The organism is Candidatus Kaistella beijingensis, assembly GCF_020084865.1.
GTDB lineage: Bacteria > Bacteroidota > Bacteroidia > Flavobacteriales > Weeksellaceae > Kaistella > Kaistella beijingensis.
This window is the reverse complement of the sequence record NZ_CP071953.1, coordinates 1,665,442-1,679,828: the sequence shown is the minus strand read 5'-3', so window position 1 is coordinate 1,679,828 and position 14,387 is coordinate 1,665,442. Positions and strand designations below refer to the sequence as shown.

Annotated in this window: 11 protein-coding genes; 4 read left to right on the top strand and 7 right to left on the bottom strand. The window is 37.4% G+C overall.

The features are described 5' to 3' along the window. Positions 1-6 precede the first annotated feature (6 nt). Entirely contained in the window at positions 7-1,440 is a 1,434-nt protein-coding gene (locus J4771_RS07820) for an MBOAT family O-acyltransferase (RefSeq protein WP_224134410.1), read from the top strand. Positions 1,441-1,463: 23 nt separating this feature from the next. Then, positions 1,464-2,357: a hypothetical protein gene (locus tag J4771_RS07815; protein ID WP_224134409.1), complete on the top strand. Its 894-nt coding sequence runs from the start codon at positions 1,464-1,466 to the stop codon at positions 2,355-2,357. Positions 2,358-3,523: 1,166 nt separating this feature from the next. Here J4771_RS07815 and J4771_RS07810 read toward each other — a convergent pair. The 7 genes from J4771_RS07810 to J4771_RS07780 all read right to left on the bottom strand — a co-directional run bounded on the left by J4771_RS07810 (position 3,524) and on the right by J4771_RS07780 (position 10,347). Next, positions 3,524-4,465: a glycosyltransferase family 2 protein gene (locus J4771_RS07810; RefSeq protein ID WP_224134408.1), complete on the bottom strand. Its 942-nt coding sequence runs from the start codon at positions 4,463-4,465 to the stop codon at positions 3,524-3,526. Positions 4,466-4,477: 12 nt separating this feature from the next. Next, positions 4,478-5,125, bottom strand: a complete 648-nt coding sequence (locus J4771_RS07805; RefSeq protein WP_224134407.1) for a lipoprotein signal peptidase — start codon at positions 5,123-5,125, stop codon at positions 4,478-4,480. A gap of 79 nt (positions 5,126-5,204) precedes the next feature. Next, positions 5,205-5,363: a DUF2683 family protein gene (locus J4771_RS07800; protein ID WP_224134406.1), complete on the bottom strand. Its 159-nt coding sequence runs from the start codon at positions 5,361-5,363 to the stop codon at positions 5,205-5,207. A 65-nt stretch (positions 5,364-5,428) separates the two neighbouring features. Next, on the bottom strand, positions 5,429-5,671 hold the full coding sequence (locus tag J4771_RS07795) for a DUF6576 domain-containing protein (RefSeq protein ID WP_224134405.1): 243 nt from the start codon (positions 5,669-5,671) through the stop codon (positions 5,429-5,431). A 94-nt stretch (positions 5,672-5,765) separates the two neighbouring features. Next, on the bottom strand, positions 5,766-6,146 hold the full coding sequence (locus J4771_RS07790; RefSeq protein ID WP_224134404.1) for a TraR/DksA family transcriptional regulator: 381 nt from the start codon (positions 6,144-6,146) through the stop codon (positions 5,766-5,768). Between the two features lie 118 nt (positions 6,147-6,264). Beyond that, positions 6,265-9,750, bottom strand: coding sequence for an isoleucine--tRNA ligase (gene ileS / locus J4771_RS07785; RefSeq protein ID WP_224134403.1), 3,486 nt, complete (start codon positions 9,748-9,750; stop codon positions 6,265-6,267). A gap of 114 nt (positions 9,751-9,864) precedes the next feature. After that, entirely contained in the window at positions 9,865-10,347 is a 483-nt protein-coding gene (locus tag J4771_RS07780) for a DUF2062 domain-containing protein (RefSeq protein WP_224134402.1), read from the bottom strand. 265 nt (positions 10,348-10,612) lie between these two features. Here J4771_RS07780 and topA point away from each other — a divergent pair, with 265 nt between their 5' ends. Next, positions 10,613-13,165, top strand: coding sequence for a type I DNA topoisomerase (gene topA / locus J4771_RS07775; RefSeq protein WP_224134401.1), 2,553 nt, complete (start codon positions 10,613-10,615; stop codon positions 13,163-13,165). A gap of 142 nt (positions 13,166-13,307) precedes the next feature. Next, the gene (locus tag J4771_RS07770; protein WP_224134400.1) at positions 13,308-14,384 is read left to right on the top strand and encodes a formimidoylglutamase; all 1,077 of its coding nucleotides are present in this window, start codon (positions 13,308-13,310) and stop codon (positions 14,382-14,384) included. Positions 14,385-14,387 lie beyond the last annotated feature (3 nt).

Sequence of the window (14,387 nt, the reverse complement as noted above, 5' to 3'; positions counted from 1 at the left end):
AAATTTATGCTTTTTAACTCGATCAGTTTTGCCATTTTTTTACCGATAGTTTTTTTTCTGTACTGGTTTGTTTTCCGAAACAAATTCCGTTTGCAGAATATCATGCTTTTGGCTGCGAGCTTTTTCTTCTATGCTTGTTGGGATTGGCGGTTTCTGTTCCTGCTCATGTTTTCCATAGTCCTGGATTACGTTTCTGGATTGAAAATTGAAAAAAGCAGCACGAAATCTTCAGCCAAATTCTGGCTTACTTTAAGCATCGGTATTAATCTTGGATTTCTCGGGTTTTTCAAATACTACAATTTTTTCGCTGAAAGTTTTGCGGAATTATTGGCGGGGTTTGGCTTTAAGGTAAGCGTTTGGACTTTGCAGATTATTTTACCGGTGGGAATTTCATTCTATACATTTCACGGACTTTCCTATATTATTGATGTGTACAAGAAAAGAATCGCAGCGGAGAAGTCTTTTTTTGAATACGCTCTCTTTGTCAGCTATTTTCCTCTTTTGGTTGCAGGTCCTATCGAAAGAGCAACGCACTTATTACCACAAGTGAAGACGCCCCGGTTTTTTAAATACGAAGATGCAGCCGATGGAATGCGACAGATTTTGTGGGGACTGTTTAAGAAGATGGTCATCGCAGACAATTGTGCGCCCATCGTCAATGAAATATTTTCAAATTACGAGCATGAACCTGCAAGTCGCCTTGTAATGGGCGCAGTACTTTTTGCGTTCCAGATTTATGGGGATTTTTCGGGATATTCTGATATTGCTTTGGGAACTTCGAGACTATTTGGAATTCGGTTACTACGAAATTTTGCATATCCCTATTTCTCAAGAGATATTGCCGAATTTTGGAGAAGGTGGCATATTTCGCTGTCATCTTGGTTTCGTGATTACCTCTATATTCCTCTCGGCGGAAGTAAGGGTGGAATGTGGATGAAAATTAGAAACACTTTCATCATTTTTCTAGTGAGTGGGTTTTGGCATGGTGCAAACTGGACGTTTATTGTCTGGGGCGGACTAAACGCCTTGTTTTTTCTGCCGCTGCTGATCCGCGAAAAAAACCGGCACCATTTGGAAACCGTGGCAATGGGAAAACTCATTCCAACTTTTAGAGATGCCTTTAGCATACTACTTACATTTGCTTTAACCTGTTTCGCGTGGATTTTTTTCCGTGCCGAAAATATGACTTCAGCTTTAGCTTACATCAGAAATATTTTCAGCGAAAGTTTATTTACCATTCCGAAATCTTTGCCGTTTAAAGAATTTTTCTTGATTGGGGTAATGCTGATTTTGGAGTGGTTCAACCGAACACAGGAGCACGGTTTGGAAGTTGAACGATATCATGTTTGGCTTCGAAGATTTATTTATGCGGCAGTGATTTATCTCATCATCAGATATGCCAATTTTGGCAGTAACGAATTTATTTATTTTCAATTTTAAATAATGAAAAAGTTTTGTTGAAAATGCTCGTTTGGCTAGTCCCTGTTATTGCCCTTCATTTATTTCTGGGAAGTTTTGCGGGTGGAAACACCGATACTTTCTATCGAAGATTTACATCCCCCAAGCAGAGCAACCTCATTTTAGGAAATTCGCGCGCGGCACAAGGAGTTCAACCAACATACCTAAAGTCGCTGAATGGTGAAAACTTCTACAATTTTTCTTTTACAATTTTTGATTCACCGTATGGCGAAACTTATTTGAAAGCAGTTCAGGAAAAAATAAAGCCCGACACAAAAGCCGGAAATTTCATCATTACCGTTGATCCATGGAGTGTTTCTAATCACAAGAACGACCTGCATTCAGAACCTGAAAAAAAAGGGATGCTTGGTAAATTACATTTCTTCAATCTTAACCCGAATTATGACTATCTGCTTACAAATTATCATAAAAGCTGGTTTAATATTTATTCAACGAGAGATTCTAAATACAAAGGTAAAATGTATTTGAACAATGACGGTTGGCTGGAACTGAACATCACCTTTAATTCGGAAAAAGAGTATCAAAAAAATGTGGAGGAAAAGCTGTCTTCGTACCGTTCCTACGCAAAAGAATATGGCGTTTCACAAAATCGGATTTCACGCCTTAATGAAATGATTGCTTTCTTGAAAGATCACGGTAAAGTAATTTTAGTTCGTTTGCCCCAAAGCACTGCAATGCATCAGATTGAAGAACGTTATTCACCGGAGTTTAATGGTTTGATGAAGCAAATTGCTACTTTAAATGGTGTAAAATTTATTGATTTTAGTGATTCGGGAGATGCCTTTAATTATCTTGATGGGAATCATCTTCAAAAAGATTCGGGCAGGGAATTTACCAAAATGTTGAACGATAGTTTACAGACTTATTTTAAACCTTAAATAAACTCTTTTCACATAAAATTGCAACATTTTATGCTGCATATTGGTTCACTTTTACCAAATCTACATTTCAGAACACTATATTAAGCGAATATTTTCGCTAGGTTTAATAAGTTGATGATTATCGAACTCAATGCAATGTAAAACAGGTAAGTGTTAATTTTATTAAAATTCCCTTTGATAAAAACAATCGTTACATAATACAGAAATACAAATGGCAGTAGAAGCCTTGCTCCCAAATCATCAATATTCGTAGTGAAATAGGAAATGATAGTGAACGTTAAAAAAGATAATGAGCAAGTTATTAGTAGCCAGCTGATTGACTTAATCTTTAATTTTTTCTTTTCAAAGAAGATCCAAATTGCGAGATGCAAAGCTGCGGTAATCAAAAACAAAGCAAAATAATTCACTTTTAGCCCAAGGAAACTTCTGGTGTGAATAATTGGATTTGTGGAGTAAAAAACATTAAAAATAGAATAGGTGATATTTTTTTTGCCAAAATCTGGAGCTCCTCGTGGACCGGTGAAATACCCCGTTTGAAAATAATTAAAAAATAAATATAAGAGAACTAGAATGCAAATGATTATAGCAGAAATCAGCATTCTAGTTCCAATTTGTCGATTTTGTAACCATTGAAGGATTGAGAAGACTGTATATCCAAATACAACAAAAAGAGCTGAATATTTCGTCAGGAAAAGTAAAAACAGAACTAAGGTGTTGATTATAACGTAGCTGGATTCTTTTTTTTCTTCCAGAAATCGATGGTTAAAATACACAAACAGTAGCAGAAGCACCAAAAAAACAGTTTCCGACCAAGACCAAAAGTAGCAGAATACCAAACTGGGCAATGAAAATATGAACCAAAATTCCTTCCAGAAGAAATTCTTCTTCCACGTAAATAGATAAATAAAAACAATAGAAATGAAAGGTACAACTTTAGAAGTAATCAAAAAGTCATCAAACACGAGGTTGAATACCTTCAGAATCAATGGATAGAAGATTGGAAAAGTGCTCTCGCTAATCTTGGGTAAGTTTTCTGCAATTTTGAAATAATACCGACTGTCTGTACTGACTCCAAAACTGGGGTTAAACCAAATTCCTAGAAATGAACTGATAATGACCAAAAAAGGAATTAAGAGCCAATGTAAATCTTTACGAGCCATTCCTTATCTAAAGTCTTTCCTAAAGTTAACATTGTACAATCCCGACCGAATACTCTGAAAATCCGTGATCAGATACTTCAAAATCATTCCCCATTTTTTAACAGAAGAAGCATTTGCAATTTCAAAACTCCGATGCATTCTTTGGATGTGAAGTTTGATGTCACTCGGAATTGCAGGTTCGTTTTCTGCCCATTTTTCAATTTCTTTCCAAAGCAAAACCTTTGTGGTAGAAGGTTTTATTTTCTTAGAATCCACTTTGGTAATTCGGTTTTCTTCATGCACGCCGCGAACAGCAACCGGCTTCTCCAAAATTCCCGGGTAAAGTTTCAAGTAATAGGAAAGACGGAATAAAAATTCCGTGTCTTGATGCAAACGTAAATTGGTTTTGAAAAAAGGCGATAATTTTTGATCCAAAGCCGATTTCCGAATGGTCAAACAATCAATACTGAACAAGCCGAAACTTCCGAGCATTCCCAATTGCCCGCGAAAAACATTTTCCGGAGGATGGATTTTATACACGGTTGTTAACCGATCTCCAAAAATTGGATAATTCTGCTCTTTCGCTTTTTCCGAGTAATAATGAACTCCTAAAGCTCCATAAACTCCTTCTACTTCCGGATTTTTGAAGAGCTCTTTTTCGGCGTCGAAACGATTTGGCAAGTAATAATCATCTGCATCCAAAAATGCGATGAAGTCGCCTGTTGCTTTTTCCAGGCCTAAATTTCTTGTGGGTCCAGCTCCGTGATTGCCTTTGTCTGCATGTTGGAAAAGTTGAACGCGATCGTATTTTTCCGCCAACTTTTTACAAACTTCCAAAGCGTTATCCGGCGATTTATCTTCTACCAAAATCACTTCCGAAACTTCGTCAAATTGTAAGGCAGATTCTACGGCTTGAGCGACATATTTTTCGGCATTATAAACGGGTATGATGACGGATACCTTCAAAATAATGATACTTTAAAAATCCAATCCGTTCGGGAAAGCCTTCTTTCTGAAAATTAGCAATAAAGCCGCTCCAACTGTAATCGCAGAATCTGCCACGTTGAAAATGTATTTGAAAAACTCAATGTGTTTTCCCCCGATAATGGGGAAGCTTTCGGGAACATTCCAATCCACCAACGGAAAATGAAGCATGTCAACTACGCAACCTTTCATAAAATGCGAATAACCTTCACCAAAAGAAACCACTTTCGAAACACCGCCATATTCAATCCAACGATTGATGCCTTCGTCGTAAACAGTTCCGCTGTCGAAAATGAGTCCGTAAAACATTCCGTCGATTAAATTTCCGATGGCTCCGGCAAAAATCATCGCCATTGGAATGAGCAGATAATTGGTTGTTCTTCCTTCTTTCAGCCATTTATTAAAAATGTAAACCATTCCTCCAATCAGAAATATTCGCACGATAACGAGGAAATATTTCCCAATCAATCCGCCGAAATGAAAACCATAAGCCATTCCCGGATTTTCCACGAAAGTCAGTCGAAACCAATCCTGTCCGAAAACGGGAACGCTTTCTCCCAATTGGAAATGTGTTTTGATATAAAATTTTGAAACTTGGTCGATTAAAAGTATGATGAAGGTGATGAGTGCGATTTTTTTCATAGTATAGATGTCAGATGTCAGATGTCAGATATCAGACGAAAAGGTCTGATTTATGATGTCTGAAATCTCGTTTCTGAAATTATTTTTTAGGTTTGTTTTCTTTTTTCACAACTGGTTTCGTCTCGGTTTTGGCGTTTCTGGTGTGAAATTTTTCAAATTTTATTCCCATTTCCTTCAATGTGCTTTTCAGCGCATTCAGTTCCATTTGGTTTTTTGGGTGAACGATGAGTGATTCCATTTTTTTGATTTTTATGACGAGTTGCATTCGTCTTTTTTCTTTACTCTTTTTTCTAAAAGTCTAAACTACATTTTCGACAATTCATCCAATCTTTTTCTGTCCTTTTCCGACAAATCATCCAAACCGTTTTTTCCGATTTTGCTTAAAAGTTGGTCGATTTCTTTTTGTCGGGAAACTTTATCAGCATTGAATTTATCGTCAATCGTGTAATTTTTCTCCTTATTGGGAGCCACTTTTTCTTTGATTTCTCTTCTGAAAAAGTAAGCGAAAATCACCAGGATTGCAAGTAGAATAAGAATGGTGTTCATTGATTTTTCTGTATAAAGTAAAATGTACAAAGTACAATGCATTTTCTGAAAACACATTATACATTGTACATTTTACATCGTACGTAGTACAAATTTAGCGTTGCATATTCTTCGCCTCAATACTCAAAGTTGCATGCGGAACAGCCATCAATCTTTCTTTTGGAATCAATTTCCCTGTAACGCGGCAAATTCCGTACGTTTTATTTTCGATACGGATTAATGCGTTGCGCAAATCACGGAGGAATTTTTCCTGACGTCCCGCCAAAATTGCGTTTTGTTCCTTACTCAATGTTTCTGCGCCTTCTTCAAACGCCTTGAAAGTCGGGGAAGTATCGTCGGTTCCGTTATTTTGGTCGTTCAGGAAACTTTCGTTGATGAGCATCAAATCTTTTTCTGCCTTCGCAATTTTTTCCTGAATCACTTTCTTAAATTCCTGCAAATCAGCATCGCTGTAACGTTGTCTATCTTCTGCCATAATTTTTAATTTTTATTATCCTCTCCCCCAACCCCTCTCCAAAGGAGAGGGGAGTTGCAAGCGTTCCAAAATTGCGAAAATTATTAACGCTTTTCCCCCTTTGGGGGACAGGGGGATTCTAAACCTTGTTTACTAATACTTTAAATTTCACTTCATCAATTTCTATGTCGTCAAAAATTGGAAGTGAATTTACAAATTCTATCTGATTGCACAATACTTCCTCGGAAATATATGCGTTATTGTTGATAAGTTCTGTTTTAAACGGAGAATCTTCTTCTAAACGGATTGAAATTCTGTCAGTTAAGTCAAAATCTTTTTCTTTTCTTAAATTCTGAATTCTGTTAATGAATTCCCTTGCAATTCCTTCCGATTTCAGTTCATCAGTGATGGTCAAATCTAATGCTACTGTAGTTTTGCCTTCACTTGCGACAGTCCAACCCGGAATATCTTTGGTGGAAATTTCAACATCTTCCAAACCGATTTCGTAACCTGCAATCATCATTTTTCCGTCTTTTTCAAGCGCTGAAATTTGTTCTGAGTTCATATTTTGAATTTCAGAACCGACTGCTTTCATATCTTTTCCAAGTCTTGAACCTAAAGTTTTGAAATTGGGTTTGATTTGTTTTACAATCAAATGTGATGCTTCTTCTGCGTTGATTAACTGTAATTCTTTCACATTCACCTCTTGCTTAATCAGTTCCGAAACTGCCAAAATTTGTTCTTCGGTTTTCTTGTCCAAAACAGGAATCATCACTTTTTGAAGCGGTTGACGAACTTTGATAGTTTCTTTCTTTCTCAAGGAAAATACCATTGAAGTAATCGTTTGCGCCAAATGTGTTTTTTCAACCAAATTTAAATCAATTAATCGTTCATCCACTTTCGGGAAGTCCGTTAAATGAACACTTTCTGCGGAATCTTTTCCTGTCACTGAGTTTAAATCCTGATACAATCGGTCCATAAAAAATGGTGCAATAGGAGCCGAAATTTTTGCAACCGTTTCAAGACAAGTGTATAAAGTTTGGTAAGCCGAAATTTTGTCTTCGGTGTAATCGCCTTTCCAAAAACGGCGTCTGCAAAGTCTTACATACCAATTACTTAAGTTGTCATTCACAAAAGTATTGATGGCTCTCGCCACTTTCGTGGGTTCATAATCCTGGTAATATTCCGTAACTTCTTTTACCAAAATATTGAGTTCAGACAAAATCCAACGGTCAATTTCAGGACGATTTTCAACGTCTTTTTCTGAATAACTAAAACCGTCAACATTTGCATACAAACTGAAAAACGAATAGGTGTTGTAAAGTGTTCCGAAGAATTTTCGACGCACCTCATCAATTCCCTCCACATCAAATTTCAGGTTTTCCCACGGATTTGCATTGGCAATCATATACCAACGAGTCGCGTCGGGACCGTATTTTTTCAAAGTTTCGAAAGGATCCACTGCATTTCCGAGACGCTTGGACATTTTTTGTCCGTTTTTGTCCAAAACCAATCCGTTTGAAACCACATTTTTATAGGCAACAGAGTCAAAAACTGTCGTCGCAATCGCGTGAAGCGTGTAAAACCAACCACGGGTTTGGTCAACCCCTTCTGCGATAAAATCGGCAGGAAAAGCTTTGTTTTCGTCGATAAGTTGCTTGTTTTCAAAAGGATAATGCAATTGCGCATAAGGCATAGAACCGCTGTCGAACCAAACATCAATTAAATCAGATTCGCGTTTCATCGGTTTTCCTGAATCGGAAACCAATGTAATTGCATCGACAATATTTTTATGTAAATCAATTTGTGCGTAATTTTCCTGGGACATATTTCCAATTTCAAAATTTTTGAAAGGATTTTCGGACATCAAACCTGCAGCAACCGATTTTTCAATTTCGTTGTACAATTGCTCAACAGAACCAATGATTTTTTCCTCCTTCAAATCGTCTGTACGCCAAATCGGAAGCGGAATTCCCCAATATCTTGAACGCGATAAATTCCAGTCATTCACGTTTTCCAACCAATTGGCAAAACGACCTTCACCTGTAGATTTTGGTTTCCAATTGATGGTTTCGTTCAGTTCTACCAATCGTTGACGCTTTTCAGTCATTTTCACAAACCAGGAGTCCAAAGGATAATACAAGACAGGTTTGTCCGTTCTCCAACAATGAGGATAACTATGGACATACTTTTCTACTTTAAATGCCTTGTTTTCAGTTTTTAAGAGGATCGCCAATTCTACATCCCAAGATTTTTCGGGAGCAGTTGAATCGTCGTAATATTCGTTTTTGATGTATTTTCCGCTGAATAGTTCAGGAACATTTTCGCCTTGCAAAAATTTTCCTGTCAAATCCACCAACGGAACCAAATTATCATTAGAATCTTTTACCAACATCGGCGGAATTCCATTTTCTTTGGCAACTCGTGCATCATCCGCACCGAAAGTTGGCGCAATGTGAACGATTCCTGTGCCGTCATCCGTCGTTACGAAATCACCAACAATCACTCGGAAAGCTTTTTCAGGATTTTCCGCAGGTAAAAACCACGGAATCAACTGCTCGTATTTTGTTCCAGCCAAATCTTCACCAGTAAATTCTGCTAGAATTAGGTAAGGAATATTTTTGTTTTCGGAAGTATAATTCGCAAAATCTTCATCAGTTCCTTCAAAATATTTTTTACCGAAATTTTTCTCTAAAAGAACTCTCGCCAAAATAATATTAATCGGCTCAAAAGTATATTGGTTAAAAGTTTTTACCAAAACATATTCTATATCGCGACCAACAGCAAGCGCTGTGTTGGAAGGCAAAGTCCAGGGAGTGGTCGTCCAAGCCAAAATTGAGATTGGAGACGAAGCGATTGGAGATTGGAGATTTTTATCAAATTCTTCCCAATGTAAAGCTCCACCACAAGAATTTTGTGCTGCCTCTGACAAATTAATTTGATTTGAGATTTTTGCAGCAAATCTCTCAAAAAGTTTTTTAACCTTGAACTGCGCAACAACCGTTGTATCCGAAACATCGCGATACGTTCCCGGCTGATTTAATTCGTGAGAGGAAAGTCCGGTTCCTGCTTTTGGAGAATATGGCTGAATTGTATATCCTTTGTACAACAAATTTTTGCCGTAAAGTTGCTTCAACAACCACCAAACGGTTTCCATATATTTTGGTTCGTAGGTCACATAAGGATGCTCCAAATCTACCCAATAACCAATTTTTTCGGTCAGGTCGTTCCAAACATCGGTATAACGCATTACTGCTTCACGACAAGCTTTGTTGTAATCTTCAACAGAAATTTTAGTCCCGATATCTTCTTTAGTAATGCCTAATTCTTTCTCTACACCCAGTTCAATTGGCAAACCGTGCGTGTCCCAACCTGCTTTTCTAAAAACTTTTTTACCATTTTGTGTTTGAAAACGGCAGAAAATATCCTTAATTGCTCTCGCCATTACGTGGTGAATTCCGGGCATTCCGTTTGCAGAAGGCGGACCTTCGTAAAATACAAATTCAGGTGCACCTTCGCGGATTTCTACGGATTTTTTAAACGTATCGTGCGCGTTCCAAAATTGGGTGACATTTTCGGCAACAGCAGTCAAATCAAGGTTTTTATATTCGTTAAACTTCTTCATTGAGTTCAGTTTCTACTTTAAAATTTAAGTGTGCGAATATACGAAATTTTGCAGAAAATTCAGCGCGTTTTTTGGTGGAAATGTTGGTTTTAAGCAAGTTAGAATGTTGCGGAATTATTTCTTTTTGGGATTAAATTTTTCCATCAAAAAATAAGAAATCAAACCAAAGAATGAGGCAGAAACTGTTGCCAAAATCAAACTTCCGACAATGTATAAAACCAGATTGTTTTTCACAAAATCCATATCGAAAGTGATGTTTTCAAAAGAAGTTTCAATTCCTAAAACCTTTGCTCCAATCATTACTGACAAGAAAATGATGAAGGGAATGAGCGGCGGAATCGTGATTTGTGAGGACATAAACGTGAGAAGTTTATTCAATTTAAAATAAACCGAAAGTGTAATTGCCAAAAAAGAATGAAATCCCCAAAACGGTGAAACGCCGATAAAAATCCCCAATGCAATGGATTTTGCTTTCGTTTCATTGCTGCCTTCACTTTCCAAAATATTTTCTTTCAAAAAACGGCGCCATCCTTTTCTACGGAAATATCGGTAGAAAACCATTTGGCTTTGGATGGTATTTTTGATGAAGTTTTGCAAATCAGAATCTGTAAAGCAAAATTAACACCTTAATATATATAGGATGTTAAATGCTATTTAAAATTTTCTAAACACAATGATAAAGAAAGTTTTCTTAGAACTTCTTTTTTTATGAAAAACAAAGATTCATCGAAGAAGAATTCCAACGCTATCCTAAAATAAATCTGTTCAAATGTGTGAAATCCGTTATAAATTCCGAGGTGTATAAAAATCAAAAAATTTGCACTTAAAAAAAATCTTCTACTTTTGCAGAAATTTTCAAAGGATGTCAAAAAATTTAGTGATTGTAGAATCTCCTGCCAAAGCGAAGACCATTCAGAAATATCTTGGGAAAGATTTCGAGGTGAAATCGAGTTTCGGACATATCCGAGATTTGCCAAAGAAGGGAATGGGAATCGACCTTGCGACGTTCACGCCCGATTATGAAGTTTCTGCTGATAAAAAGAAAATTGTCGCCGAACTGAAAACCGCCGTTAAAAAAGCAGAAATGGTTTGGCTCGCTTCCGATGAAGACCGCGAAGGTGAGGCCATTGCGTGGCATTTGGCGCAGGAACTAAAACTGAATGACGAAAATTCCCAAAGAATTGTTTTCCACGAAATCACGAAAAATGCGATTTTAAAAGCCGTTGAAAATCCAAGAAAAATTGATCAAAATTTGGTCAATGCGCAACAGGCGAGAAGAATTTTGGATAGAATTGTAGGTTTTGAAATGTCGCCCGTTCTTTGGAAAAAAGTAAAAACGGGACTTTCGGCAGGTCGTGTTCAATCTGTTGCTGTTCGATTGATAGTGGAGCGAGAACACGAAATCAGAGATTTTCAACCGAAATCATCTTATAAAGTAGAAGGAATTTTTCAAAATGCCGAAAAACAGGATATTTCTGCGAAACTGAAAAAAGATTTTGCCAAAGAAAATGAAGCGGAAGATTTCTTAAATCAAGCAAAAAACACCGAATTCAAAGTTCTGAATGTTGAAAAAAAGCCTGCAACTCGTTCTGCTTCTGCACCTTTCACAACTTCTACGTTGCAGCAGGAAGCGAGCAATCGTCTCGGTTATGGCGTAACTTCCACAATGCGCGTTGCACAGCGACTTTACGAGGAAGGTTACATTACGTATATGAGAACCGATTCCGTGAATTTGTCGCAGGAAGCGATTAATGGAGCAAAAGCCCAAATTATTTCTGAATTTGGCGAAAAGTATTCAAAACCAAGAAATTATACTACGAAATCGGCATCTGCACAGGAAGCGCACGAAGCGATTCGTCCGACCGATTTTTCTGTGAAATCAATTGGTGATGCACAGTTAAACAAACTCTATCAACTCATTTATAAAAGAACTTTGGCGTCGCAAATGGCGAATGCTGAAATCGAAAAAACCGTTATCGAAATCGGAAATCCAAATCTTCCGCAGCATTTTGAAGCTCAAGGTGAAGTGATTGTTTTCGACGGATTTTTAAAAGCCTACGGAATCGTAAAAAATGAGGATGACGACGAAGAAAACAACGAAAAATTACTTCCAAAAGTTAAAATCGGAGAAATTTTAGACTATAAAAAGATTGAGGCTACCGAAAAGTTCACGAAACCTTCCGCAAGATATACAGAAGCGGGTTTGGTGAAAAAATTGGAGGAATTGGGAATTGGTCGTCCTTCAACTTATGCGCCGACGATTCAGACGATTCAAAATCGTGAATATGTGGATAAACGTGAGATTCTCCCGCAAGAAAGAGAAATCGTGAAAATGACTTTGGGAAAAACAACGTTGAAGAAAGAGGTTTTAACCGAAAAATTTGGCGGTGATAAAAATAAATTCGTTCCAACCGATATTGGAGAAGTTGTGAATGAATTTTTGACCAACAATTTTGCGGAAATTCTCGATTATGGATTTACGGCAAAAGTGGAGCAGGATTTCGACCATATTGCAAACGGTGGCGAAAAATGGAAAGATGTTTTGGGAAGTTTTTACAAAGAATTTCATCCAAAAATTGAGCACGTTGAAGAAAACGCCGACCGCGCAACCGGAGAACGCTTGCTCGGAAAAGACCCGAAAACAGGTAAAAATGTTTACGCAAGAATGGGACGTTACGGCGCGATGATTCAAATTGGAGAAGCCGACGATGAGCAGAAAACTTTTGCTTCCATCATGCAAAACCAAAATATTGCAACGATTACTTTGGAAGAAGCATTGGAATTGTTCAAATTACCTTTTGATTTAAAAGAAGTGGATGGAAAAGCGGTTTCTGTAGGCGTTGGAAGATTTGGACCTTATGTGAAATGGGGCGAAACTTTTATTTCGATTCCAAAAGGTGAAGATCCTCTTTCTGTGAATCAGCAACGTGCGGAAGAAATTATCAACGGAAGAAAAATTGCAGATGCACCGATTGCGACTTACAAAGGCGAACCTGTAACGAAAGGAACGGGAAGATTTGGTCCGTTCATCAAATATCAGTCAATTTTTGTGAATGTTCCTAAGAAATATGATTTCGAAAATCTTTCCCAAAGCGACATCAACGAGCTGATTGACGCGAAATTGGAAAAAGAAGCCAACCGCTACATTCAGCAATGGGAAAAAGAAAAAATCTCTATTGAAAACGGAAGATGGGGACCTTTCATCAAATTCGGAAAAGGAATGTTTAAAATTCCTAAAAACAAAAAAGACGAAAAGTATACTGCTGAAGAATTAGCCCAAGTTTCTTTGGATGAGGTGAAAAAATGGATTACGGCGCAGGATAAAACGGCGTTCGCTGAGAAGAAAAAACCTGCTGTGAAAAAGGTTGCAGCGAAAAAACCTGCTGCAAAGAAAAGTCCCGCGAAAAAGAAATAGGGAGTGTTGTTATCGCTCCAAGCGCTAACAAAGCTTATTGTAAGCCTTCAGAACATTCTATTTTCTGGAGGTTTTTTATTAAATGCTTTTTCCTACTTTTGTTTTAAAGGTTTTTGCAGACCTACAACTCAATCAAACAACAATGAACCTCGAAGATATCCTCATTCCACCAAAAGAAATTAAAACAGAAAAATGGCAGCTTGGAAAACTAATTTCCAACGAAATTCAGGAAAACGGAATTGTACTCGTTTTCTGTTCCGATTATCGCGGTGTGAAAAACGGCGATGCGGAAATTTTGGATTTTAGAAACGTTCGAACGGAGCTGTATCGTCTTTCAAAACTCGATTTCGAGATTCCGATTTGTGATTTGGGGGATTTGATTTCAGGGAAATCGCATCAAGATTCGCATTATATTTTGCAGGAAGTGCTTTCGATGTGCCATTACAAGAATGCTATTCCGGTGATTATTGGCGGAAGCAATGATTTGGCTTTTTCGCTTTTTTCGACTTTAAATTTTCATCAAAAAAACATCAATTATACCCAGATTTCCAATATAATTTCCCTGGCGAATGATGGTGAAGAAATTACCGAGAAAAACTTTCTTTCCAAAATTTTGAGTGCCAAAAATTTCAGCATTAAAAATTACCATCATCTTGGTTATCAGAAACATCTGAACGAGATTGATTCCGTGAAACTGATGAAGGACGTTGAGTTTGAAATCATCCGTTTAGCGGAAATGATGAACTCCACCGAGAAAACCGAACCGTTTTTCCGACGGGCAGATCTGGTAACCGTTAACTGCGATGCCGTGGAAAGTTTGGGCGACGGTTTCTCTGTCAATCCACAAGTTAACGGCTTAAACAGGCGCGAAATCTGCGCTTATATGAAAGAAATCGGGTTGAGTGAAAATTTGAAATCTGTTGGGATTTTTAATTTTAATGGAAATTCCGACTATTTCCTTAACCACCAACTTTTGGCGCAAATGATTTGGTATTTAATTGAAGGGATCAACATTCAGAAATCACATCCGAAAGAAAGACATTTCGAGACATTTTGGGTTTTGATTGATGACGAGCAATATGCTTTTAAACGAGATAATTTCAGTGGTTTATTTTATTTTGGTGATGATGAAAAAGTTGAAAACCTCATCCCTTGTTCTCGTATGGAATATGATGAGGCCAAGAAGGGAAATCTCGACCGGCGGTTTCTGAAAAACTAAAAA

Excerpts from the sequence above, each read along its gene's own strand:
- J4771_RS07795 (WP_224134405.1), bottom strand. The coding sequence starts at position 5,671 with ATGAACACCATTCTTATTCTACTTGCAATCCTGGTGATTTTCGCTTAC.
- J4771_RS07790 (WP_224134404.1), bottom strand. The coding sequence starts at position 6,146 with ATGGCAGAAGATAGACAACGTTACAGCGATGCTGATTTGCAGGAATTT.
- J4771_RS07805 (WP_224134407.1), bottom strand. The coding sequence starts at position 5,125 with ATGAAAAAAATCGCACTCATCACCTTCATCATACTTTTAATCGACCAA.
- J4771_RS07815 (WP_224134409.1), top strand. The coding sequence starts at position 1,464 with ATGCTCGTTTGGCTAGTCCCTGTTATTGCCCTTCATTTATTTCTGGGA.
- ileS (WP_224134403.1), bottom strand. The coding sequence starts at position 9,750 with ATGAAGAAGTTTAACGAATATAAAAACCTTGATTTGACTGCTGTTGCC.
- J4771_RS07770 (WP_224134400.1), top strand. The coding sequence starts at position 13,308 with ATGAACCTCGAAGATATCCTCATTCCACCAAAAGAAATTAAAACAGAA.
- J4771_RS07800 (WP_224134406.1), bottom strand. The coding sequence starts at position 5,363 with ATGGAATCACTCATCGTTCACCCAAAAAACCAAATGGAACTGAATGCG.
- topA (WP_224134401.1), top strand. The coding sequence starts at position 10,613 with ATGTCAAAAAATTTAGTGATTGTAGAATCTCCTGCCAAAGCGAAGACC.
- J4771_RS07820 (WP_224134410.1), top strand. The coding sequence starts at position 7 with ATGCTTTTTAACTCGATCAGTTTTGCCATTTTTTTACCGATAGTTTTT.